This is a genomic window from Pontibacter brevis, assembly GCF_054779655.1.
The window spans coordinates 135,583-159,596 of record NZ_BAAGXV010000032.1 but is presented as its reverse complement, the minus strand read 5'-3'; the positions used below and the strand labels follow the sequence as shown (position 1 = coordinate 159,596).

At 49.5% G+C, this 24,014-nt stretch carries 24 protein-coding genes; 14 read left to right on the top strand and 10 right to left on the bottom strand.

Annotated features, from left to right (window positions below):
• Positions 1 to 95, bottom strand: a 95-nt coding sequence (locus ACYVB1_RS11295; RefSeq protein WP_460923686.1) for a transposase-like zinc-binding domain-containing protein, incomplete at its 3' end; no start/stop codon positions are given.
• A gap of 98 nt (positions 96 to 193) precedes the next feature.
• Between ACYVB1_RS11295 and ACYVB1_RS11290 the strand changes: the two genes are divergently transcribed.
• The 4 genes from ACYVB1_RS11290 (at position 194) to ACYVB1_RS11275 (ending at position 4,872) form a co-directional block, all read left to right on the top strand.
• Positions 194 to 910, top strand: a complete 717-nt coding sequence (locus ACYVB1_RS11290) for an ABC transporter ATP-binding protein (protein ID WP_460923682.1) — start codon at positions 194 to 196, stop codon at positions 908 to 910.
• 46 nt (positions 911 to 956) lie between these two features.
• Positions 957 to 2,201, top strand: coding sequence for an ABC transporter permease (locus ACYVB1_RS11285; RefSeq protein ID WP_460923681.1), 1,245 nt, complete (start codon positions 957 to 959; stop codon positions 2,199 to 2,201).
• 177 nt (positions 2,202 to 2,378) lie between these two features.
• Entirely contained in the window at positions 2,379 to 3,629 is a 1,251-nt protein-coding gene (locus ACYVB1_RS11280; RefSeq protein WP_460923680.1) for an ABC transporter permease, read from the top strand.
• A gap of 145 nt (positions 3,630 to 3,774) precedes the next feature.
• Positions 3,775 to 4,872, top strand: a complete 1,098-nt coding sequence (locus ACYVB1_RS11275) for an efflux RND transporter periplasmic adaptor subunit (protein ID WP_460923679.1) — start codon at positions 3,775 to 3,777, stop codon at positions 4,870 to 4,872.
• 242 nt (positions 4,873 to 5,114) lie between these two features.
• Here ACYVB1_RS11275 and ACYVB1_RS11270 read toward each other — a convergent pair whose 3' ends face one another.
• The gene (locus tag ACYVB1_RS11270; protein ID WP_460923678.1) at positions 5,115 to 5,705 is read right to left on the bottom strand and encodes a membrane-associated protein; all 591 of its coding nucleotides are present in this window, start codon (positions 5,703 to 5,705) and stop codon (positions 5,115 to 5,117) included.
• A 327-nt stretch (positions 5,706 to 6,032) separates the two neighbouring features.
• Here ACYVB1_RS11270 and ACYVB1_RS11265 point away from each other — a divergent pair, with 327 nt between their 5' ends.
• Positions 6,033 to 6,530 (top strand): GNAT family N-acetyltransferase, encoded by a 498-nt coding sequence (locus tag ACYVB1_RS11265; protein ID WP_460923677.1) that lies wholly within the window; start codon positions 6,033 to 6,035, stop codon positions 6,528 to 6,530.
• Positions 6,531 to 6,688: 158 nt separating this feature from the next.
• Here ACYVB1_RS11265 and ACYVB1_RS11260 read toward each other — a convergent pair whose 3' ends face one another.
• Entirely contained in the window at positions 6,689 to 7,249 is a 561-nt protein-coding gene (locus ACYVB1_RS11260; RefSeq protein ID WP_460923676.1) for a DUF4864 domain-containing protein, read from the bottom strand.
• A 138-nt stretch (positions 7,250 to 7,387) separates the two neighbouring features.
• Between ACYVB1_RS11260 and ACYVB1_RS11255 the strand changes: the two genes are divergently transcribed.
• The 5 genes from ACYVB1_RS11255 (at position 7,388) to ACYVB1_RS11235 (ending at position 11,963) form a co-directional block, all read left to right on the top strand.
• On the top strand, positions 7,388 to 8,179 hold the full coding sequence (locus ACYVB1_RS11255) for a phosphatase PAP2 family protein (protein WP_460923675.1): 792 nt from the start codon (positions 7,388 to 7,390) through the stop codon (positions 8,177 to 8,179).
• A 48-nt stretch (positions 8,180 to 8,227) separates the two neighbouring features.
• Positions 8,228 to 9,490 (top strand): zinc dependent phospholipase C family protein, encoded by a 1,263-nt coding sequence (locus tag ACYVB1_RS11250; RefSeq protein WP_460923674.1) that lies wholly within the window; start codon positions 8,228 to 8,230, stop codon positions 9,488 to 9,490.
• 228 nt (positions 9,491 to 9,718) lie between these two features.
• On the top strand, positions 9,719 to 10,165 hold the full coding sequence (locus ACYVB1_RS11245) for a hypothetical protein (RefSeq protein WP_460923673.1): 447 nt from the start codon (positions 9,719 to 9,721) through the stop codon (positions 10,163 to 10,165).
• A 187-nt stretch (positions 10,166 to 10,352) separates the two neighbouring features.
• Complete coding sequence (locus tag ACYVB1_RS11240; protein ID WP_460923672.1) at positions 10,353 to 11,441, top strand: DUF3616 domain-containing protein; 1,089 nt, start codon at positions 10,353 to 10,355, stop codon at positions 11,439 to 11,441.
• A 78-nt stretch (positions 11,442 to 11,519) separates the two neighbouring features.
• A complete protein-coding gene (locus tag ACYVB1_RS11235; protein WP_460923671.1) occupies positions 11,520 to 11,963 on the top strand; it encodes a hypothetical protein in 444 nt (147 codons plus the stop codon).
• A gap of 84 nt (positions 11,964 to 12,047) precedes the next feature.
• Here ACYVB1_RS11235 and ACYVB1_RS11230 read toward each other — a convergent pair whose 3' ends face one another.
• The 5 genes from ACYVB1_RS11230 to ACYVB1_RS11210 form a co-directional block, all read right to left on the bottom strand.
• Entirely contained in the window at positions 12,048 to 12,434 is a 387-nt protein-coding gene (locus tag ACYVB1_RS11230; RefSeq protein WP_460923670.1) for a hypothetical protein, read from the bottom strand.
• Positions 12,435 to 12,513: 79 nt separating this feature from the next.
• Complete coding sequence (locus ACYVB1_RS11225; RefSeq protein WP_460923669.1) at positions 12,514 to 14,040, bottom strand: HTTM domain-containing protein; 1,527 nt, start codon at positions 14,038 to 14,040, stop codon at positions 12,514 to 12,516.
• Positions 14,041 to 14,139: 99 nt separating this feature from the next.
• Entirely contained in the window at positions 14,140 to 14,640 is a 501-nt protein-coding gene (locus ACYVB1_RS11220) for a hypothetical protein (protein ID WP_460923668.1), read from the bottom strand.
• A gap of 261 nt (positions 14,641 to 14,901) precedes the next feature.
• Positions 14,902 to 16,281, bottom strand: a complete 1,380-nt coding sequence (locus tag ACYVB1_RS11215; protein WP_460923667.1) for a lysophospholipid acyltransferase family protein — start codon at positions 16,279 to 16,281, stop codon at positions 14,902 to 14,904.
• Positions 16,271 to 17,194, bottom strand: a complete 924-nt coding sequence (locus ACYVB1_RS11210; protein WP_460923666.1) for a M28 family peptidase — start codon at positions 17,192 to 17,194, stop codon at positions 16,271 to 16,273. Before ACYVB1_RS11210 ends, ACYVB1_RS11215 begins: the two co-directional genes overlap by 11 nt.
• Positions 17,195 to 17,514: 320 nt before the next feature.
• On the opposite strand from ACYVB1_RS11210, the gene ACYVB1_RS11205 reads away from it, so the two are divergent.
• Positions 17,515 to 18,162, top strand: a complete 648-nt coding sequence (locus tag ACYVB1_RS11205; RefSeq protein WP_460923665.1) for a DsbA family protein — start codon at positions 17,515 to 17,517, stop codon at positions 18,160 to 18,162.
• Here ACYVB1_RS11205 and ACYVB1_RS11200 read toward each other — a convergent pair whose 3' ends face one another.
• Positions 18,163 to 18,564: a hypothetical protein gene (locus ACYVB1_RS11200; RefSeq protein ID WP_460923664.1), complete on the bottom strand. Its 402-nt coding sequence runs from the start codon at positions 18,562 to 18,564 to the stop codon at positions 18,163 to 18,165.
• 233 nt (positions 18,565 to 18,797) lie between these two features.
• Positions 18,798 to 19,019 carry a hypothetical protein gene (locus ACYVB1_RS11195; RefSeq protein WP_460923663.1) on the bottom strand — a complete coding sequence of 74 codons (222 nt, stop codon included), beginning with the start codon at positions 19,017 to 19,019 and terminating at the stop codon, positions 18,798 to 18,800.
• A 132-nt stretch (positions 19,020 to 19,151) separates the two neighbouring features.
• Here ACYVB1_RS11195 and ACYVB1_RS11190 point away from each other — a divergent pair, with 132 nt between their 5' ends.
• The 3 genes from ACYVB1_RS11190 (at position 19,152) to ACYVB1_RS11180 (ending at position 23,874) form a co-directional block, all read left to right on the top strand.
• Positions 19,152 to 19,736: a CAP domain-containing protein gene (locus tag ACYVB1_RS11190; RefSeq protein ID WP_460923662.1), complete on the top strand. Its 585-nt coding sequence runs from the start codon at positions 19,152 to 19,154 to the stop codon at positions 19,734 to 19,736.
• Positions 19,737 to 19,857: 121 nt separating this feature from the next.
• Entirely contained in the window at positions 19,858 to 22,671 is a 2,814-nt protein-coding gene (gene carB, locus ACYVB1_RS11185; protein ID WP_460923661.1) for a carbamoyl-phosphate synthase large subunit, read from the top strand.
• A 273-nt stretch (positions 22,672 to 22,944) separates the two neighbouring features.
• Positions 22,945 to 23,874, top strand: coding sequence for a hypothetical protein (locus ACYVB1_RS11180; protein WP_460923660.1), 930 nt, complete (start codon positions 22,945 to 22,947; stop codon positions 23,872 to 23,874).
• Positions 23,875 to 24,014: the final 140 nt, after the last annotated feature.

The following is a 24,014-nucleotide window of genomic DNA, read 5'->3' as shown; positions in this document are numbered from 1 at the left end:
AGAAAGTTCTGCCTGCCCGTGCGCTTTACGCCGTTTTTGACTACCTTCATACTGTGGCAGTAGGGGCAGTTTACTTGGATAGTTATCTCGCACATAACTTCCTATAAACACCCTTGCTGCCATACCTATTCCCGCATCATACATTGTAGGCCACAACCAATTATTTAGGATAGTTTATTAATTGCCGCAGCCTATGATCCAGCTAAATAATATCCATAAATATTATGCCATGGGGCAGAATAAGATGCACGTGCTGAAAGGGATAAACATGCACGTGCGCGAAGGTGAGTTTGTGTCTATTATGGGCTCTTCCGGTTCAGGCAAGTCCACGCTGCTTAACATTCTGGGTATTCTCGACGACTACGACAGTGGTGAATACACGCTGGCCGGCACCCGGATAAAGAACCTGTCGGCCTCTAAGGCTGCTTTTTACCGCAATAAGTTTCTGGGTTTTGTATTTCAGTCGTTTAACCTGCTCTCTTTTAAAAATGCGATGGAGAACGTAGCGCTGCCGCTTTATTACCAGCAGGTAAGCCGCAAGCAGCGCAACAAGCTAGCGCTGGAGTATCTCGATAAGGTGGGGCTGAAGGACTGGGCAGCGCATTCCCCAAACGAGATGTCGGGAGGGCAGAAGCAGCGGGTAGCCATCGCCCGGGCGCTTATCTCGCAGCCCAAGCTCATCCTGGCTGACGAACCAACCGGCGCCCTGGACACCCAGACCTCTTACGAAGTGATGGACATCTTCAAAGAGGTAAACCACAAAGGCATGACCGTGGTGATTGTGACGCATGAGAACGATATAGCCGATCAGACCCACCGCGTCATCCGGTTGAAAGACGGCCTGATTGTAAATGATCACGGCCTTCATGAAACTGCTGAAGCAGTGGCTTCGGGAGAGGCAGCGCGATAAATAATGCCTTCAATTATAGTAACAACCACAACATAATTACACGCAGATGTTTGACCTTGATAAATGGCAGGAAATAGGTGCTACGATGCAGAAGAACAAGCTGCGTACGTTCCTGACTGCTTTCGGCGTGTTCTGGGGTATTTTTATGCTGGTGCTATTGCTGGGGGCCGGTAAAGGCTTGGAAAACGGGGTGTACAACCGCTTCGGCGATGGTGCCAAGAACAGCATCTACGTCTGGAGCGGCAAAACAGCTGTAACGCACAAAGGCATGAAGCCTGGCCGCGAGATTAAATTCACAAACGAGGACCTGAAAGCTATTGAGCGCGAGGTGGCGAACCTGAACATCCTGGCACCCCGCAACCGCGTGTGGGGTGAGTACACCATCAACTATAAAAAGCAGAACGGCTCTTACCAGGTGTTTGGTGCTGAGCCAGCATTCCTGGCGCTGAACGGGGAGCGTCCCTTCCGGGGCCGCCTGCTGAATAAGCTGGATGAGCAGGAGAAACGCAAGGTGGTGGTGCTGGGCGAGCAAGTGGCGAAGGTGCTTTTCGGTGAGGTGGACCCGGTGGGGGAATATGTGAACATCCGGGGGATGCACTTTAAAGTAGTGGGCACGTTCAGAGCAAGCGGCAACAACAGTGGCCGCCGTGAAGAGCGGGCCTATATCCCTTTCGCTACCCTGCAGAGTGCCTTCAACCAACCAAACCTAGTGCAGATGATGGCGCTTGTTGCGCAGGAGGGTGTTCCGGCAAAGGAGCTGGAAGACCGGCTGAAGAAACTGCTGGCGCAACGGCACAAGTTCGCTGAGAACGATGATATGGCATTGGGGGTGGAAAACACCGAAGCAGAGTACTTGAAGTTGATGGGCCTGTTCAGTGGCATCCGCATTTTTGTCTGGATAGTGGGCATTGGCACCTTGATCGCAGGCATTGTGGGCGTCAGCAACATCATGATGATTATTGTAAAGGAGCGCACCCGCGAGATTGGCGTCCGGAAAGCGTTAGGGGCAACTCCGGCTTCCATTGTAAGCCTGATTCTGCAGGAATCGGTGGTGATTACAGCCTTTTCAGGCTATATGGGGCTATTGATGGGAACAGGTGTGCTGGCGCTGCTGGAGTATCTCCTGGTCTCGTCAGGGGCAGAACTGCCCTTTTTTGCCAAGCCAGAGGTAGACCTGGGGGTGGCTGTTTCGGCCACGGTGGTGCTGGTGCTGTCAGGAGCGCTGGCTGGTCTGATGCCAGCCCTTAAAGCCGCCAACATCAAGCCCATAGAAGCCCTGCGGGCGGACTGATGCTGAATGAGCGAATGAGTGATTGAGTGAATATCTCATTCAGAAGGAAAATAAACAGCGTGTTGAAGGCTGTCTTGTTCTAATAAGGAGCCTTAAGGAAGAGTAGCATGAAGTTCAGTTGTTAAAAATTGCTATTCACTCAATCACTCATTCGCTCATTCAAAATTAAAAAGAGCCATGATAGACATCGATAAGTGGACCGAAATCTATAACACCGTAAAAAAGCATAAGCTGCGCACGGCGCTGACAGCTTTTGGTGTGTTCTGGGGCATCTTTATGCTGGTGGTGTTGCTGGGAGCAGGCAAAGGGCTTGAAAACGGCATCACAAGCGAGTTTAACATAGCTAAGAACGCAGTCTTCATCTGGACGCAGCGTACCAGTGTGCCTTACATGGGCCTGAAAGCAGGGCGGTTTGTCCAGATGACGAACGACGATGTGGCTGCCATCAAAGCGACTATACCCGAAGTAGGCGTGGTGGCGCCCAGCAACCAGCTTCACGGCGACTTTACCGTCAATTACAAAGACAAGAGCTCCGCCTTTACCGTGAATGGCGAAACACCTGAGCTGCTATCGGTAAAGCCGCTGAAAGTAGCTACCGGTCGCTTCCTGAACGAAATAGACATGAAGGAGAAGCGTAAGGTAGCCATTGTGGGGCCGCGTGTGCTGGAGGTACTGTTTCCGGGAGAAGAGCAGCCCATTGGCAAGTACATCAGCATAAAGGGAAGCTATTTCCAGATAGTAGGTACCTTTGAGCCTGTTGGTAAAGGCGAAGATATCGTGGAAGACTCCAAAGTAATTTTTATACCCCACACTACACTGCAGCAGACATACAACCAGGTAAACAAGGTTGGTTTTATGGCACTCATTCCAAAACCGGGAGTTTCTGCTGCTGTGGTAGAGGAAAAGGTAAAAACCCTGCTGATGCAGCGCCACCAGGTAGCCCCGGAAGATTTGAAGGCATTCGGTTCTGCAAACGTGGAGAAAGAATTCCAGGATGTGCAGGGGCTTTTTGCTGGTATTGCCGGCTTTAGCTGGCTCGTCAGCATCGGCACCATTCTGGCAGGTATCATTGGAGTAGGTAACATCATGCTGATTGTGGTGAAGGAGCGGACAAAGGAGATTGGTGTGCGCAAAGCGCTGGGAGCCACACCCTGGTCCATCATCAGCTTGATCATCCAGGAATCTATTGTAATAACAGGTATGGCCGGTTACCTGGGGCTTCTGACAGGTACAGGCATTATTGCGCTGATTGAATATTTCATGCGCAAGTACGACGTACAGGCGGGCTTTTTTGGTATGCCCGAAGTGAACTTAGGCATAGCCGTTACGGCCACAGTGCTCCTGGTATTTACCGGTGCGCTCGCCGGACTGATACCTGCCACCAAAGCAGCCCGCATGAGCCCGGTGGTAGCACTGCGCGACGAGTAAACATTTCCTGTGTCATCCTGAAAGGGTATTGTGGGCAAGCCGTAACAGCTTCGCCTTTATTTCAACAGGATTCTTTCACAATGACAGGAATAACATAAGTTCGAAACATTCATCTGCAACAACGAAACATTAAATATTGCATTCTATGAAAAAGGTATTGCTTGGCGTTTTTGTGTTAGTCTTCCTGGGCCTGTCGGTTTGGCTGGGTTACTACTTCTACAACAAAGCGAACACAGATCCGGTGGTATATAAAACGGAGGCGCCGTTTGAGACAGCGATTGTGAAAAAGACTGTGGCAACCGGTTCTATTGTGCCGCGCCGCGAGGTGCAGGTGAAATCGCAGGTGTCTGGTACGGTGGAGGAACTACACGTAAAGGCAGGCCAGGTTGTGAAGAAGGGGCAGCTGCTGGCTAAAATCAGGATAGTGCCCAACATTGTAAACGTGAACAATGCCGAAACGCAGCTACAGACGGCGAAGCTGAATTTTGAAGAGGCGGAGCGCGAACTGGCGCGCTATGAACTACTATATGAGCAGAAAGTGGTGCCGGAGCAGGAGTACCGCAAATACAAAGCAGACTATGCCCTGAAGAAGGAGGCGATGCAGGCGGCAGAGACCAACCTGCAGTTGGTGCGCGAAGGTTCTTCCCGCAAAAGGGGACAGGAGTCTTCTAACCTGGTATACTCCACCATAGACGGTATGCTGCTGGATGTGCCGGTAAAAGAGGGTACTTCTATTATTGAACGTAACAACTTTAACGAAGGTACTACCATTGCTACCGTGGCAGATATGCGCAGCCTCATTTTTGAAGGTAAAATAGACGAGTCGGAAGTGGGCAAGCTAAAAGAGAACATGGACCTGTTGCTCACGATTGGCGCTATTGAAGGCCGCGTGTTCAATGCAAAACTAGAGTATATCGCGCCGAAAGGTGTGGATGAGGAAGGCTCCATTAAATTCCCAATCCGGGCGCAGGTGCTGCTCGATGAGAAAGACTTTATCAGGGCTGGTTATAGTGCCAACGCAGATATTGTGCTGGAAAAGCGCGACAAGGTAATCGCCATCAAAGAAAGTATGCTGCAGTTCGATAAAGAAAAACCTTATGTAGAGGTGGAGACAGGCCCTCAAAAGTTTGAGAAGCGCATGATCAAGACCGGCCTATCAGACGGTATCAACATTGAAGTAGTTTCCGGCCTGAATAAAACAGAGAAAGTGAAGGTGCCTGAAGTGGGTATAGCTCATATATAGTGTCTGATGATTTCCAAAGCCGCATCCATTCAGTCCCCTTAGTCCCAGCGGGACGACCTGTTTATAGAAATTACCCGACGATCATTCCTTTAGCTCCATCAGAGCGACCTGTTGTACGTTTATACCAAACAGGCCACTCCGGTGGAGCTCGAAAAGTGCAGGAAGGTGTTGCTGCTATGCACAGCAACTGATAATCGATACATCCAACTGCAGCTAAACTGCTTTACTTTTTGCGAGATGCTTTAGTTAAAGATCCATTTCAGCAGAAAGTGGGAGGGCAGGATAACTGCTGTGGCCCAGATGGCCATGACACATAGGAGGTACAGGCCCGGCGGGATAGCCTTCTGTGGCTTATTGCCAGGGCCAAACACCCAATTGATGTTCTCCTGCGGGTCTGTAATGAAGTAAGTTACCGGCAGCACGACCCATGTCAGGGCGGTTTGCCAGTAAATCGCTCTTGTGTCGTATCCCCACTCTATCAGTAGCCAGATAACAACGGCAGGCAGAACCACATGGAAAAGAGACAGGCCCCGCAGGAACAGGCTTTTGTCTTTGTCAAACATATAGTCCGTCAGCCCCACCAGTTGCTTTCCTGTAAATAACTGCACAAAGTAATCCACGTTCCAGATAAGCTCCAGCGCCAGCACGCCTACCGCCATCATGCTCACTAAAAGCTTGCTCCCGGTCCAGAGGGCAATACCTGTTGAGAAGAGGGCAATATCTGAAAACCAGAGAAAGTTGGCAGGTCCGTAGCGCTTCCAGTAAACAGGTATGAGTACCAGCACAAACAGGGTATAACTTAGCTGTAACCAAAGCGGAACGGAGGATTCCATCTGCAAAACAGGATTAACTTAAAGCAAAGTGTTGTAGGATCTCGCGCTTTGTCCACTCTTCTAACTACATGAAGCAGTAAACCGGGTAAAGCCTGAACATGCGCTGTTTAACTATGAATGCCTGATTGAAAGATTTTTACGCCGCCTCAGCTGTTAAGTTGATGCGCCAGACAAATAACCTGCAAGACAAGTGCTTGACAAATAACCTGCAAGACAAGTGCTTGCTAGAGAACTACTACAGCACGGCTTATGCGGCTTTGTACCAGAACATTTAGAAAGCTTAGTGCCAGCTATTAAATTTGCAGATACAGATTAACCGCTATACACATGCCACAGCATTATACCATGCCGTCGTCTATTCAGATTGTAGATTTTAACCCTTTCTACGCGAAGGCTTTTTATGACCTGAATCACGAGTGGATTTCTAAGTATTTTGTGATGGAAGAGGCCGACGAAAAGTCATTGGGCGACCCACAGAATTATATCATCAACAAAGGGGGCCACATCCTGATAGCGCTGTTCCATGGAGAGCCTGTAGGTGCCTGTGCCTTGCTGAAGGAGGAGGACGGTGTATATGAAATGGCTAAAATGGCTGTTACGCCCCGGGCGCAGGGGCTTCATATTGGGCGGTTGCTAGGCGAGCGGATTGTTGAAAGAGCTAAAAAAGCGGGTGCGCGTAAAGTATACCTGGTGTCAAACAGGAGGCTCACCACAGCGCTCAGCCTCTATACCCGCCTTGGCTTTGTGGAAGTGCCTATGCCTCCCAGCATTTATGAGCGCGCCGATATTAAAATGGAGCTGGACCTGGAGAAGGTGGAAAGTTAGAGAGTTGAGAAGTTAGAGGCTTAGAAAACTGATAAGGTGTAAAGTCAAAGAAGTGGATGTTTATCTGGTGTAACGCTCATCAACTCTTCCGGCTTCCTGATTAGGCGCACTTTGGATGTGCTAGGCCATAAGTCTAGCCTGAGCAGCCCTTGCGTTTTTTACATAAAAGTTGTTTCTGCACCTGGCTCCATACGGGCAATGCCCTCTGTCATCCAGCAATCTTTGTAACTGCCTTTGCGCTGTTTTGAAAGTATGAACATGTATACTTCCTCCCGGCCATTCCTGCCATCGATTACGACCAGTTGATAAGCAGTGTTATCCGTGATGACCATCTGCCCGGTTTTGTAACTTTTGAAGTTTAATATGGACCTATAGGCAGGGTCTCTGACGAGAACACGAAAGTGGTTAAGAGGACCGATGTGCAGCTTGTTTTTAGGAGATGAGAAGTTGAACATGGTGATTACTCCACTATCGCTTTGATCGTTTTGTTGCAGGGCGCGCAGCTGTATGCCCACTACTTCTTCCGGAGAAAGCGCCTTATCTGGTTTTAAATATGTCCATTTAGATGTAGAGGTGGTTTCTGCATTAGGTGTCATGTAAGAGGCGTAATGCTGCTCTTCTATTGTTGGCATGGCGGGGAACTGCACCCAGAATAGTATCAGCAGGAGAACCCCTATTACGAGCATTATCTTGTCAAACACGTTATCTTTTCCCTTCATATAAATATGTACTTTATTTAGGTAACAAGGGTTGTGGAGTTATCCTTTTTTGGGGTGTAGGGCTATTGTAGGGTAGGCAAGAGAGAATATTAGCAAACAAACCCGAAGGCCTGCGTATACCTTCATCATTGTATTCTCATGAAGAACGTCCTGACCAGTGATGTAAGGAAAGCGCTTGACTGGCTAAAACATCAGCCTGTCTTGCTGCGGCTGCGGCAGCGGTATCCTAATTTATCACGGTTCTTCATCAACCGGTTCAACACCAGGGTGTTTGTCGGCTTGCCGCTTACGCTGGTGCTGTTGGTGTTTGTGGTGAACATGGCACTTTTGTCGCAGCTGACGGAGAGCGTGCTGGAGTCTGAGGGAATGGTGGTTTTTGATGAACATTTCACTTCACTGCTTTACAAAGTACGCTCCGATACCCTAAGCAAGATGTTTTTTGCCTTTACCCTACTGGGTGAGCGGGAGGCTGTTTTTATAATCGGAGGCTTTGTCTCGGCTATTTTTCTCTACCGCAGAAATTATGTGGCGCTATTTGCCTTCTGGCTAACGCTTGCCGGAGTAGGGCTTTCCACCAGGTATGGCAAAACCTTTATCAGCCGGGAGCGGCCTGCCGACGTTGCTTACTATGTAGTAGAGCACTTTTCCTTCCCGAGCGGCCATGCCACCACAGCCATTGCTATGTTCGGCATACTGGCCTACTTCCTGTACCGGCATTATGAGGCACCCACGCAACGGAAGTTGGTGCTGTGGCTAGCTGCAATTCTGATTTTACTTATAGGCTTCAGCAGGATCTATCTGGGAGTACACTATTTATCGGATGTGCTGGCGGGTTTCCTGCTCGGAGCGCTCTGGCTATTGGTCGGGATTAGCTTAACGGAGGTTATGATGTACCGGAAAAAGAAGCGTTCCCGGATAAATGGCGCTTAAGCCTGCACCCTATGGCAGGAAGCGACGTATGTGGCATATTTAGACTATATGGGAATTAGAATATATAAAAGGCTCCTGTGTCTTGCCTTCACACTGTGTCTGCTGCTAACCACCGCGCCTACGGCTTTTGGCTATGGCATTTTGGCGCACCAGGCAGTGGTGGATGCCGCCTGGGAGAAGAGCCTGAAGCCACTCCTGCTTCAGCGTTTTCCCAATGCTACTGAAGAAGAACTGCAGCAGGCACACGCTTTTGCCTATGGTGGCTCTATTGTGCAGGATATGGGGTACTTTCCCTTTGGCAACGTCTTTTTCACTAACCTGACGCACTATGTACGCAGCGGCGATTTTGTGATGAACATGGTAAACGCCTCTGAAACGTTAAATGAATATGCGTTTGCGTTGGGCACGATGGCTCACTATAACGCAGATATTTACGGACACCCCATTGGTACCAACCAGGCAGTACCACTAGTTTATCCCAAAGTACGCGAGGAGCATGGCGACACGGTAACCTACGAGGAAAATCCGCTCGCTCACATAAAAACAGAGCTCGGATTTGATGTACTGCAGGTGGCGCGAAGCAACTTTGCGCCGGAGGCATACAGGAATTTTATTGGATTTGGGGTTTCGGAGGAAGTGCTGCAAAAGGCGTTTGTAGAAACCTATGGGCTGGAGTTAAACAAGGTGTTCATGAACCTGCCGCTGGCTGTCGGGAGCTATCGTTACACTATACGGAACTTGTTCCCAAAACTAACAAAAGCTGCCTGGCAAGCTAAAAAGTCAGAAATACAGGAAGCGCAGCCTGGAATTACCCGACGTAGGTTCGTTTACCATATGAACAAGGCAAAATTCCATGAAAACTGGGGGCAAAACTATGAGCGGCCCGGGTTTTTCACACGCATCCTGGCCTGTTTCATTAAAATGCTCCCCAAAATAGGCCCATTGCGTCCTCTTGCTTTCAAACCACCTACTCCGGAAGCAGAGGAGCTGTTTTTAAAGAGCTTCAACGCCACAGTAGACGGTTATAGTGCCATGCTGGGTCAGTTGGGGCAGGGAAAACCTGTTATGAAGAACATGCACCTTGATACAGGACAACAGACAGCGCCAGGACAATACGAACTAACAGATGAAACCTACGCAGAGCTGTTGAAAAAACTAGATGACAACGATTTCAAACAGGTAACTCCTGCTTTGCAGTCCCATATTCTTCAGTTCTATAAAGAGGCTCGTGCACCACATCAAAAAGAGGGAACAGATGATTGGGAAGAGACGCAGGAGCAGCTTATAAGGCTAGCCGCTATGCAGCTGTAAACAGCCCGTTCGGGATTTGAGCGATACAGATGGCAACTTAAGAACTGCTGCTGCCGGGAAGGAAGAAAAATAAGTAAACAAGAAGAGCAGTAAAGCAGAAACACAGCGGCAGACGCAACTATATCGGTAAATTCACGATAAACTACTTTAGACTCTGGCAATAGCCAAAAACATGTAAAGAGATTGCCAGGGCTTAAAAATCGTACTAAACTTAATAAAGATAAAACCATGGAAAACAACTTAAATAATAAATCAGCACAAGGTAATAACAACACATCTGGTAAAGGTTCTTCTGCATCAGGCAACATGAACAGCAACCAGTCAGCGCAAGGCCGAAGCAACCAGCAGGCTACATCAGGACAGGGAGGCATGAAGAACATTCAGGACATGCTGCAGCAGTACTCAGGCCCAATTGCTAAGAAAATCAACGGCCTTACTACTACGCAGAAAATTGTGGGTGGCTCTTTACTTGCCCTGGGTGCAGGTTGGATTGCGATGAACACTGGAAATAAAGAAAAGCTTAAGAGCAAAGCCAGTGGTTTAACATCTTCCGCCAAGCAGATGATGAACAAGAACAAAGGCAACAATTCAAGTGATAGTACTTCCAGAGGTAACTCTAACAGCAGCAATGCTAACAGAACTGGAAGCTCTGCTATGGATGCAAGAGCAAAATAAGCTTGCTAGCAGCAGCTACAATAAAAAGCAAAACGAGCCGGGCCTGAAAGCCCGGCTCGTTTTGCTTTAGACAAATGAAAGGGCGCCTTTTCGGTTGCCACATTTATTTGCAAGAACTAAATTGTTGGTACTTATGCAGTTCTTCCACGTACAGCCGAATACACTTCATCAAACCTAAACTAAGCTAATGACAGATAAAATAACGCTTCAGTTTGACCCGCAGCAAAGCCTGAACCCCGAAGGGAAGCACGTGCGCGACGGCTTATCGACAGCACTCCGTACAGGAAACAACCTTTGGCTGAGTTGCGATGAGCGTACCACGATTGAGCGGCTCACCCTCACCAGCGACGGTTCCTTTGCCAAACATCGCTCCTTTGACCTGACAAACTACCTCGACTTGCCCGACGCAGACAACAGCGAGATTGACATTGAAGGAATGGGCATGGCGGGTAATTACCTTTGGATTGTGGGCTCGCACAGCTTAAAGCGCAGAAAGCCGCGTCGGCACGATTCGGTGAAAGACCAGATGAAGCGCCTGGCTAAGGTAAAGAACGACCCGAACAGGTACTTGCTGGCCCGCATCCCCTTTCTGCTTGATGAAGCCTCAGGAGACTACGTGCTGCATAAAACATGTGAAGATCCTGAGCAGCCCGGCCATGTGCTGCGGGCGGCACAACTGCGTGGCAACAGCACCAGCAGCATTCTGACAGATGTGTTGCAGCAGGATGAGCACATAGCGCCTTTCATGCATATTCCCGGTAAAGACAACGGCTTTGATGTGGAAGGACTGACGATTAGCGGCAAGCGCATCTTTATAGGTTTGCGTGGGCCCGTTCTCAGAGGCTGGGCCATGGTGCTGGAAATAGAGACGGAGGAAGATGAAAACGGCATACTCCACCTGAAGCAGCTGACGGAGAAGCGGCCTTACAAAAAGCACTTCCTGAACCTGCGGGGCAAGGGTATACGTGAACTCCGTGTCTGCGGAAATGATATCTACATCCTGGCTGGTCCCACCATGGACCTGGATGGCGTTATCGCTATTTATCGCTGGCCGGATGCCCTTCTGAACCAGGAGGAAGCCTTTCTGCACAACAACGAACTGGATCGCCTGGCCGAGGTGCCGCATGGCAGAGGAGAAGAGTCCGGGAAAGACAAAGCAGAAGGGCTTGCTATTTTTGATGAAGAGCATGTACTGGTAGTGTTCGACAGCCCGACAGATGCCCGCAAAGAGGGGGATAACGCTGTGATAGCCGATAGGATGAAAGTGCTGAAATGACTCCGGCTAAAACTTTCTGAACCGCAAGGAGCTAAAACAGGTAAAACAGCCAAAGGAAAATCCATAAACCTGAAAGCTATGAATAATCTACTTAAGAACTTTGCCGGTGGCCTTGCAGCTGCCTGTGTCGTAACGGCGGTACACGAAACCCTTAGAAGAGTCGTATCTGATGCTCCGCGCATGGACGTGCTGGGCATGCGTTCTATTTCTGAACTCATGCAGAAAGCAGATCTGGAACCTCCGCAGGACAAGGACGAGCTACACACCTGGGCTCTGGCAGGCGATATTATTTCCAACTCACTTTATTACAGCCTGGCTGGCACGGGCAAGGATGCCTGGTGGCGGGGTGCTGTATTAGGTGCCGCTGCTGGTGTGGGTGCGGTGCTTCTGCCGGGCCCACTTGGATTGGGAGAGGAGCCGAGCAATAAAACAACAAAAACACAGGCCATGGCTGTTGGCTACTACCTGCTTGGCGGCCTTGTAGCTGCTGCTGTAGGTTATGCCCTCCATGAGGATGAATAAATTTAAACGCAATACCAGCAAGAGAAAAGGGAGGCACTGCACAGTGCCTCCCTTTTCTCTTGCTGGTACAGAACCTATAGCCTATCAGTAGCCATTGTCTGTTGTTGGCGTTGTAGTACGGGGAGCATTGCTTCCGTTATTCTGGCTGTTACCGTTATTCTGTGTATTGCCGTTGTTTTGGTTGTTGCCGTTATTTTGGTTATTTCCGTTGCTTCCGGGGTTGCCGCTGTTGTTGTTCTCGTTGTAGGTGTTGCCATCGTTGTTATAGTTAACATCGGTGTTGGCAGTATCCAACGGGCTTACGTTTTCACCCGCAGGGCCGCCGCCTGCGTTTCCGCTACTCATGTTGCCGGCGCCCTCAGATGCTGTTGTCCCGGTGTCTACGCCAGTCGTATTCTCTGATGTGCAGCTGCTTAGGCCAACGCCTGTAAGCATGGCTGCCGAAAGTATAAAAGCATATGTTGTTTTCATGATTTCTATCTTTAGTTTCTAAAAAGTATTGTATTGTTTACGAGGTAAGAGGAAAATCGATAATAGGCATTTTTTCAGGCTACCTTTCCGGCTCATTGGCACAAACGCAGAGTACCTCCCGTGTAGGTACCGCTACCTGGTAATTCGGTAAAGAAGGTTCCTTCATATAAACCACTTGCAGCTGTGTAATAGGCTTGGCCGGGTTGTCTTCGTTCCAGCGTCGCATCATGTAGTTGCAGTAGTAGGGCCGCATGTAAGCATTGTTTACAAATAAATAGTTTTCGGAGTACTTGCGCCAGCGGTCGTTCTTAAACAGCGACATAACAGAGGCCGGCTTCACGTCATCCACTTCTTTTCCCTGTTGGTTCAGGTCAATTGCTTTGCCGCTGGCAGTTTGCCCTTCCAGTATATACCAGCCATCATCCCGAAAAACAATCGGAGCAAACATACCCCAATGCTGGTCCAGGCGCAGGAGGTAGCCGAACCACCTGCTGCTATCCGGTAGCTTGTGCACAGGCAGGTGCGTTCCGCTCAGGTTCCACCAGATGCAGTAAAGCAGTGTGACAGAAACAAAACCGTTCCGAATATGTGGCAGCAGGTGTGCCGGTATCAGGGGGCGGTGTAGTTTTACCTGAATACTTAGCAGGGCAGGTTTCCGGAGCCGCTTGAATACTTTTTTAAAGTGACCGGTCTTAGGCCTTCTGAAGGAGGAAAGAAGCCGCCTGTCTATCCAATCCATAACGGGAGTAGGAAGAAGGCCAGCTACAGAGGCAATGTTGATAAGGTAAAACAAGCCCACAAAAAGCGTCAGGCTAATGCCGATATGGAAACTTACCAGCACGCCCACCACCACCATCCTGAAGAAGTTCGTGTAGAATGGGATAAGCAGCAGGAATGGTAGCAGCAATTCTGTATAGTAAGCAGAAAGAGTTAGTACACGCAATAGCTCCGGGTAAGGATAAATGAGCCTGCCCATCGGCATCAGAATCTGGTCCAGGCTCAGGGCATAGTACAGGGCGGTGCCCTCGGTGTGCCACTCCGGAGAGTTCTTCAGTAAAGCAGTACTGACGTAAACCAAACCCACCTGCACAATATAGGCTACTGTGGCTGCGCTAAAATAGGTTGTATCAGAAGAGGTGTGGGAAGGCTGTTGGCTTTTCCGGGCGGCATCGTAAGAATAGAACTTACCCCATGGCAGAAAGATCCCCCAGAATATGAGCATCCGCAGAAGGTCGTCGCCGCCCTGCCCTATCAAGAGGTTCCTGTTTTGCAGCGATATAAGCAGAAGCCAGCTTGCTACAGTTGCCAGCCTTGTTCTGTAGCCTATCAGCATACAAAAAGCAAAAACAGCGGCTATGGCAAACAATACCGCCTGAAACTGCCACAGCCCACTCATTGCGTGGAAGGAGAATAAATAAGGTAACCATTGATACTGGTGCAGCACATGCAGTGGCAGCACGCCCATGTTGGAGTAATGTGCCTCCAGGTCGGTTGCCCTGATGGCGAGGTCTATGAGAATGATACCTGCCAGCCAGACACGCATAACAGCCAGCGCACGCAGGTCTACCGTGAAAACTTTGCGTAAATATAGCTGAAGGTACTTCATCTGTGATGACACTAAAGGGTGCTAAAAGCAAAAGGCAAAGACCTGATGGTATTTGCCTTTTGCTTTATATCATGTTAATTATTACTTGTTGCCATACTATTACATAGTAGTACCACCTGTTGTACCAGTAGTAGTTCCAGCTGTTGTACCAGTAGTAGTTCCAGCTGTTGTACCAGTGGTAGTTCCAGTTGTTGTGCCGGTAGTAGTTCCAGTTGTTGTACCGGTAGTAGTTCCAGTTGTTGTACCGGTAGTAGTTCCAGTTGTTGTACCGGTAGTAGTTCCAGTTGTTGTACCGGTTGTTGTTCCAGTGGTAGTACCGGTTGTTGTACCAGTGGTAGTACCAGTTGTTGTTCCAGTGGTAGTACCGGTTGTTGTACCAGTGGTAGTACCAGTTGTTGTTCCAGTGGTAGTACCGGTTGTCGTGCCATAGGTAGTAGTACCTGCGGTCGTTGTTCCGGTAGTAGTGGTACCCGTCGTAGTAGTACCATAATCATCTGTGGTGTTCGTACCGTCAGTTGTTGTATCACCAGTTGTACAGCTAGACATCAGGCCTGCTATCACAAATGTTGATGCACAAAGATTTAAGAATGTCTTTTTCATAGCTTTATTGTTTGTTTAAGTATTTACTAGAGTTGTTAAACTTTTGTTTGTTTGAGTCCAGGCACTTACCTAAGCCCTTTAACTTTAGATAAGCTTTTACGAGCCGCAAAAAAAACAAGACAAGATTTTGTGCAATAAATCATGATTATTAAGGGATTGGGGGTATTTTGTAAGTTAACACGAGCAAAATCAATACAAAATGGCAGCAGCGACAACCGATAAGGAGTGCAATTGCAAGGAACAAGCAACAGCACGGGAGCTTTAAGAAGGGGTGTTTAGGAGGGCCAGGTATTCCTGCTTGGCTGTTTCCAGTTCTGCTATAATCTCCTGCCGCTGCTGCCTTAGCACCGAGACAAGATCCTGGCGCCTGGCAAAGAGCCTTAGCAGTAACAGGTGTTCCTGTGTGTGCTGCAGGGTGCTCCAGTAGTGCAGGGCGAAGAATCCGCTCAGGGGCAGGCTCAGGATGTATAGGAGCGCCCACGGCAGTGTTAGATCCAGCAGGTCTATTACCAGCCGACCAGCTAGCAGGTAAAACAAAGGGAACGTGAAAATGCCAACTGTCAGCATGATAGGTGCATACCATTCTTCCTCCTTTGTAACGGCTCTGGCAACCTTGGAAGGGACGATGTACGGAATATAATTGTGCAGCACGCCATACAGATGAACAGGTAAACCAGCAATCAGGTAAAACAGGTTCAGGAGACTCTGCCGCAATATAGTTTTGCTCCTTTTTCCCATCAGAGCATCCTGCAGGCGCAGGCGCTTCAGTTGTAGCATGTAATTGTTTAACTTCTGTTTTAACGCCACCACCCGCACAGGCGCCGTTTGGCTGAAGTATTCAATGCTTTTTAAAATGGTTTTGGTAAGCAAGAAGTCGTGTTCGGGCGCTGACACATCGGGCGGGGCTGCTGTTGCCAGATGTTCTTTATAAATGGCCTCTATCTGCCGTGCCAGCTCGTCTTCCTCATCGGTTGGCGTGTGGATAATGAGGCGCTCTAGTCGCTGTCGGATTTCCTCTGTCAGGGTCAGCACAGCTGTCTGCCCGTCCTGTTGGTAAGCGGCGGCATAATCAGCAACAGTAATCGGCTCCCCGATATTCACGAACACATTGCTCCGGAAACGGGTGGGAGCAGCGTAGTTGAGGCCCACCGGCAGAATTTTTATACCCAGGAGGTTATAGTTAACATCGGCTTCAGCGCCTAAAGCAATACGGGCCGTTCCCGTCTTTATTTTACGCAGACGCCGTTGGTTAAAGCTGTTCCCCTCAGGGAAGATGAGCAGGGTCTTCTGCTGCTGCAGGGCCTTAAAGCTGGCGGCAAATGCCTCATCGTTGCTGACTGGCTGGTCCGGGTTGTCCTCGCGGCGGTGAATCGGGATAAGGTGCATCTGGCGCAGCATCCAGTTCTGGAGTCCGGAGCCAAACACCGTACTCTTGGCAATAAAGTGCACCGGCTGGCGCAGCAGCGAAGCTGTCACAATCGGGTCCATGAAAGTGTTGGGGTGGTTCGAGACCACTAACAGAGGACCATTTTCCGGCACCAGGGAACGGTTGCGCACTTCAAACCTGCGGAAGAACACCCACAGCCCTGCTTTATAAAACAGTTTCAGGATAGTATACAGCATGGCCGAGTCAGTTGGCAAAAGTTAACAACGCCTGGTAAACGCCCTCTACTACCTGTGCCATACGTGCTATGTCCAGTGTGGCAAGTGTGTCTGTTTTCTTGTGGTAATTGTTGTTGCGATAGAAGGATGTATCCGTAATCATAAGCGCATTGTAGCCAAAGTGCCAGTAGTTGAGGTGGTCAGAAAAATCGACTCCGGGTACGGAAGCAGGTGCCGTAAGCGACTCGACCGGCAGTGTAGCCTTACGCTTGAAGTTGCGCGTGAACTTGGTGCCAAAGTCTCCGTTTGCGAACTTCTGCACCACGGCAATGAAATTGGCCCGGGTGCCATACTTCAGCTTCATGGGCGCTAGCGGGTAACTTTGGGAGTTTTTGGCATCCGAGAAGAAGCCGATCATCTCCAGTGACACCATACCCATTACTTCTGCCTGCGCCTCTTTCAGCGACTTGGCGTGTACATAACTCCCCATGTGCTCTGTCCGGAAGTAGGGTGGTTCTTCCAGGGTATAGGCTACAAAACCGACCCGAAAAGGAAGTTTGTGCTGTTGCAGCAGCCTTGCCAGTTCCAGCATTCCTGCCACGCCGCTGGCGTTGTCGTCGGCCCCGGGCTGATCCCCATACACATCGTAATGTGCTCCTATCACCAACATAGGGCCTTTCTTAGGGCCAGTAGAGAGGATGATGTTACGGTAGTTCTTTCCGTCTACCTGGTACACCTGCTCTGTAACCTGCCCCTGCAGTGCCACGAACTCGGTTTTTATATAATCGGCTACCTGGTTCAGGGCGCCCAGGTTCCGGTGGTTGCGCGCTTCCGGCGTGGAGGTGATAGCCTCCAGGTGCCGTTTCAGTTGCAAGGTGTCCGCCATCGGTGCGGTGGCAAAACCAACGGCTGCAAAAGCCAGCAAGCACAAGAGCAAAAGGAGCTTTCTCATAAGGCATTAACGCAGTAAACAGGAATAGCAATATAAGTATTTCCCTGATTTGTGCCTGCCTGGGGGCGGAAGGATTGTGCTGTGGGGTAAGGCTTTGTGCTGATAAATATGAAAGTACAGGAAGGGGAGATGAGGGGACATCATTCCGGACAGCCAGGTCCTGTTATCCAGAAGCCAGGTTCTGCCTTGCGGCGGTAGCATGTACCTCAGCGTTTCCCTTTGCAGCCAGAGAGTTTGCGTGAAGCACCGGTATGCCCGTAAACCTTTAAATAAAATCTAAGTTTGCAGTTGTAGTAACAAGTTAAGCAGCAATGAAAAAAATGACACTAATATATGTTCAGGATGCCCTGTGTGGCTGGTGCTATGGTATGAGCCCTGTTATGCAGCAACTATACAGAGAGCACCAGCAGGAATACAATTTTGTAGTGCTGAGTGGTGGCATGATTCGGGGCAGCAACGTGCGTCCTATCAGTGGCATGGCAGACTATATCCGGCAGGCATCCAAACAACTGGAGGCAGTAGCAGGGGTAAAGCAGACACAGGCTTATCATGAGGAAATCCTGGACAAAGGTATTTACATCACCAATTCGGAACCACCCGCCATTGCCCTGCTCATACTGAAGGAGAAGTTCCCGGATCAGCAGGTGCCCCTGGCCGCAGCCATACAGAACCTGCACTTTGTAGAGGGAAAAGACCTGAACGAGGTAGAGACTTACCTTCCGGTAGTAAGACAGTTCGGGGTGAGTGAGGGTGAGTTCAAAACGAAGTTCGTGAGCAAGGATTATGCGGATATGGCCAGGCAGGAGTTTGAGCTGGTGGAGAAATGGGGCATCAGCGGGTTTCCGGCTGTGGTGTGCGAGGCCGGGGAAAAGTTGTACCTGGTAGCGCAGGGCTACCAGCCCTACGACCAGCTTATAATAAGACTGGCGCAAATACAGCAGGAGGCTGCCGAAGAGAACAAGGGGTGATTATGCTTCTACCGACAGCAGCCACTCATAGGCCGATGTCAAGTCCTCGAACACATGTACCTCAAAGGGAAGGGGATACTGCTTGCTGTTCAGGAAATGAACCAGTTGCTCTGCCGCCACCTCGTCGAAGGAGTTGATTGCGGCAAAACGCTTGAGCGGAAGCTGGCTGAATTCCGGAAGAAATTCAGTGGCGGTCCATTGAATATCTTCTAAAGGGAGTGGCGGAAGCAGGCGCCTGTCTGAGATCGCGAACGGAATGTTCAGTTCTTTGATGTAGTTGGACGTCATGATAACAGCGTCGCGGTACTGCTGGCTGCTGCAGCCGCCGTACCACTGGCTTATCAACACGTGGTGTGCCGCGTAGTATTCCAGATGTATATACTCAGAGTCGAATAAGACCATAGTCAGCGGCATTAAGAGGTATTTAAATATTTTAATATTACTAATAACTACCTTAATAACAAATACTTTTACTTATTTTAAATCGTGTTTTAAGAAGAAAAAAATGAGCTTTAGGTTAGTTGACCCCTTAAGCAGCATGATTAATGAGCTGTATTAGCCACAAATAAATCAGCCCCGGCATAGGTGCTTCCTATAGCCAGGGCTGTAAAGTTTATGATGTGCTTAAAAATGAGTTACTTAGTGCGAAGCGTATTGGCGTTGCTGCCGTCCAGTTTACGGGTATCAGCCTCATCTTTTGCAGCGGCATTGCCTCCTTCTTCCTTGCCCTCAAAGCCTCTCTCCATTATATCGGTTTCATCTTTCTTTATACCTGTTAGTGGCTCCGGGTTCTCGTCCGGCAGGCGCTTACTTTCATCTGAGTTCGTGATGAAATCGTCTTCTTTTGGTGCTTCCATAGTCTTGTTGCTTTTGCTTTTATTCTTTTTTACGCAGATCAGCCTGATTATGTGTAAAGTATTTCTGCTGCATCGAATTTTTGGCGGGTGTATAGCGTTACTGTCCCGGAGAAAGATAAACAGAAGAAGAGGATGATAGCATTACAATACCTGATGATATGGCTTGTCCTGCTCCTGCCCGCTACGGCAGGTTTGCAGGAAAATGATTTACAGGCCGCAGTAGAGGCAAATTTTAAAGAGCTGAATGCAGTAAGGCAGAACCCTGCCCAATATGCTGTTATTTACAAAGTGCCTGCCCTGCGCAAGGTGCCAGCCAAGCCCGCCCTCGTGTGGGACGAAACGTTGGCAAAGCTGGCGCAGCAGAAAGCAGAGGATATGGCTTCAAAAAACTACATGGCGCATGTAGACAAAACAGGGCGCGGCATGAACTCTTACCTTTGGCAAGCGAACTACCCTCTGCCGGATTTTTACTCTAAAGAGGTAAGAGCGAACAATGTGGAGTCTATAGCGGCCAATACAGCCGGCCCGATGGACTTTGTGAAGCAGTTAATTATAGATGAGGGCGTGCCAAACCTGGGTCACCGGAAGCACCTCCTTGGTTTTAACGACGGTGACACGCCGGCCACGCATGTGGGCATTGGCATTGCCTATAACCCAAAAGCGAAGTACAAATACTATTGCAGCATTCTGATTGCGCCGAAGGTGGAGAACCAGTAGGCGCAGCTGAACTGCCGCAGAATGGTCATTACAATTTATTGATTTTCAAACAAAATGAATTTCCCTTTGCCCGGCTTAGCATTTTGCACTAACTTTGGGCAATTTATAGATACCAACCCAAATGCCTAAAGACACCAGTATTAAATCCGTTCTCATTATTGGTTCTGGACCCATCATCATCGGCCAGGCCTGCGAATTCGATTACTCCGGCTCCCAGGCCGCCCGCTCGTTACGGGAGGAGGGTATTGAAGTAATACTCATCAACTCTAACCCGGCCACCATCATGACTGACCCTGTAACGGCAGACCATGTATACCTGAAGCCGCTGGAGAAGAAGTATATCATTGAAATTTTAGAAAAGCATAAAATCGATGCGGTGCTGCCTACAATGGGCGGCCAGACAGCATTGAACCTGGCAATTGACTGCGACAAAGCCGGTATCTGGAAAAAGTACGGCGTTCGCATTATCGGTGTGGACATCAAAGCCATCGAGACGACAGAAGACCGTGAGGAGTTCCGCCTGAAAATGCTGGAGCTTGGCGTGAATGTTTGTAAAGGCGAAACAGCTACTTCTTTCCTGGAAGGTAAAGAGATTGCGCAGGATATTGGATTCCCGCTTGTTATCCGTCCGTCATTTACGCTGGGTGGCTACGGCGGTGGCTTCGTAAATACGCCGGAAGAGTTTGACGCTGCCCTTACCCGCGGCTTGCACGCATCGCCTACACACGAGGTGCTGATTGAGCAAAGTATTATGGGTTGGAAAGAGTATGAGCTGGAACTGCTGCGCGACAACATCGGCAACGTCATCATCATCTGCTCTATCGAGAACTTCGACCCGATGGGGGTGCATACCGGCGACTCTATTACGGTGGCTCCTGCTATGACGCTTCCTGACACGGTGTACCAGCAGATGCGCGACCTGGCCATTAAAATGATGAATGGCATCGGGCAGTTTGCAGGTGGCTGTAATGTGCAGTTCTCTGTGAGCCCGGATGATGATAAGATCATCGCCATCGAGATTAACCCGCGTGTTTCTCGTTCTTCTGCCCTGGCCTCTAAGGCCACAGGTTATCCAATCGCCAAGGTTGCTGCAAAACTGGCCATTGGTTATAACCTGGACGAATTGAAAAACGCCATCACTAAGACAACATCCGCTTACTTTGAGCCGGCACTGGACTACGTGATTGTGAAGATACCGCGCTGGAACTTCGATAAATTCCCGGGTGTGAACCGTACGCTGGGGCTGCAGATGAAGTCTGTGGGCGAGGTAATGGGTATCGGCCGTACCTTCCAGGAGGCACTGCAGAAGGCTTGCCAGAGTCTCGAGATTAAGCGAAACGGCATCGGAGCTGACGGCAAGGAGAAGACGAGCTACGATGAGCTGATAAACAGCCTGAAAAACCCGAGCTGGAATCGCCTGTTCAGCATCAAAGATGCCATGCGCATCGGTATCCCGACCAGCACCATTCAGAAACTCACGAAGATCGACCCGTGGTTCCTGGCGCAGATTGAGGAGCTGGACCAGATGGAGAAGGAAATAGAGAAGTACAACCTGGATAACATACCAGCCGACCTAATGCGTGAAGCAAAGGTGAAAGGCTATGCCGACCGCCAGATTGCTCACCTGCTGCGTTGCAAAGAAAGCGAAGTGCACAGTGCGCGCACAGAGATGGGCATTAAGCGCGTGTTTAAAATGGTGGATACCTGCGCCGCTGAATTTGAGGCAAACACTCCGTACTACTACAGCACCTTCGATGGTGAGAATGAGAGCATCGTAACAAACAGAAAGAAAGTGGTGGTGCTGGGTTCTGGCCCGAACCGTATCGGGCAAGGCATCGAGTTTGACTACAGCTGTGTGCACGGGGTGCTGGCAGCGCGAGAGTGCGGCTACGAAACCATCATGATCAACTGTAATCCGGAAACGGTAAGTACAGACTTTGATATCTCTGACAAACTGTACTTCGAGCCGGTGTTCTGGGAGCATATCTATGACATTATCCTGCACGAGAAGCCAGAGGGTGTGATTGTGCAGCTAGGCGGACAAACAGCCTTAAAGCTGGCAGAGAAACTGCACCGTTATGGCATCAAGATTTTCGGAACCAGCTACCAGGCACTTGACCTTGCCGAAGACAGAGGCTCATTCTCAAGGTTGCTCCGCGACCTGTCCATTCCTTACCCTCCGTTTGCTGTAATTGAGACAGCGGAAGAGGCGCTGGAACTGAGCAAGGAACTGAAGTTCCCGCTGCTGGTGCGCCCGAGTTATGTGTTGGGAGGCCAGAGCATGAAAATCGTGATAAACGAGAAGGAACTGGAAGCCCACGTAATTGACCTCCTGAAGGATCACCCAGGTAACAAAGTGCTGTTAGACCACTTTCTGGACAACGCCATTGAAGCAGAAGCTGATGCTATCTGTGACGGGCAGGATGTGCATATCTGCGGTATTATGGAGCACATTGAGCCTGCTGGTATCCACTCCGGCGACTCTTATGCAGTGCTGCCTCCGTTTGACCTGAGCGAGAACGTGCTCAACCAGATTGAGGAGTATACCAAAAAGATTGCGGTGGCGCTGCAGACAGTAGGTGTTATCAACATCCAGTTTGCCATCAAGGACGAGACCGTGTACATCATTGAGGCCAACCCAAGGGCTTCGCGTACATTCCCGTTCATTGCAAAGGCATACAAGGAGCCGTACATCAACTACGCCACCAAGATTATGCTGGGCGAGAAGAAGGTGAAGGACTTTGAATTCAATCCATACAAGCATGGATATGCTATCAAGGTGCCGGTATTCTCTTACAACAAGTTCCCGGAAGTTAACAAGGAGCTTGGCCCGGAAATGAAATCCACTGGTGAAGCCATCTACTTCATCGACGACCTACAGGACGATTACTTTACGCAGGTTTACTCAGAAAGAAACCTGTACCTCAGCAGGTAGTAAGTTGAGAAACAAGAAGTCAGAGCCTCCCCAGAAATGGGGAGGCTTTTTTGTTGCTGCTGGTTCAGTGTCTGTATTTTCTTCCTGGTAGCGAGCTGCATGGATTGCGCAGTATGTGGCTTATTCTGTAGCTTTACACTGTAATTGTAAAATGTCGGACAGGAAAAACGGAGCAAAAGAACCGGATTTCCAGGCTGCTGCCCGTGTGAGCGCCTTCCTTTCCTGCCCATACTTTTTAAATTCTTTTGCAGGCATTTCATATAAAGGTAAGGTATGCGTACTTCTGTAGCTTTTGGGAACACAATGTGGCCTTTTGTGCTGCTCTGTTTAATGATGGGCTGTACAGCGCCACGCGCTGTTATTAACTCCGGCAAAGTAACGGCGGCGGGCAAGTTTAAGGCAGGTGTAAACTTTGGCGGCAACATTGCCACAGAGCCAATCGGGCAACTGGACGACATAGCCCGGTCGGCAGTAGATGCTATCGCGCAGAAAGACTCTGTTTACTATAACGGTGAAATAGAGACGGCCACAAGAGCGATGTTAGCTTATGCGCTGGACCCCGTAGGCCCTACCTTCGACTTATACCTGCGCTATGGTGTAGTTTCTCGTATGGACGTGGGGTACAAGTATGCTTCAGGAGTTCATGTGTTTGATACACAATACCAGTTCTTGGGCCCAACGGGCACGCCTGAGAATCCGGGAGCCGGAGCAACCGCGGATGTCTGGTATGGCAGTATCGGTTTGCAGTATGCTGGGCAAAGCTCTGAATGGGTGGATAAGCTTTTCCTGGGTAAGCTGCAGCCCCTGTTTCAGTTTACTGCGAAACGCAGGGACGTCACCGTTCCGCTTATCTTCAGCAAGTCTTTTGGAATAGAAGAAGAGAAAGGAAGTATTGCTTTTGGGGCAGTGTATAACTTTACTTCCATCCAGTACGGCTTTGAGCCTGGCAGGCTGTTTAAGAGGTATGGCGGTGATGTGGAGAAAGTTAATCCGCTCATGGAGAAGAACAACTTCAGCTCTTATGGCCTCTTTGTGAATGGCAAACTGGGCTTCAAATATATCTATGTATTACCCGCTCTTACCGTCTACTACCAGAACTACGGCGATTACAAGCTCTTGGATAATGCCTCCTACAGCTACTCCGGCTTTACGTTTATCCCGTCTCTGGGCGTACAGGCAAGCTTTGGAAGGGGAAGGCAGTAGTAAAGGTGCTGCACCCGCTGAAGTTGCGCACGCAGCAAAGCCTGGGTGAAGGAATCAGCTAAGGCGACAGCAAAAAGCTGAAGGCTGTGTTGTTCCGGAACTAAGCCCCTCTAAAAGGCATTTTAAGGTATACTTCTTAT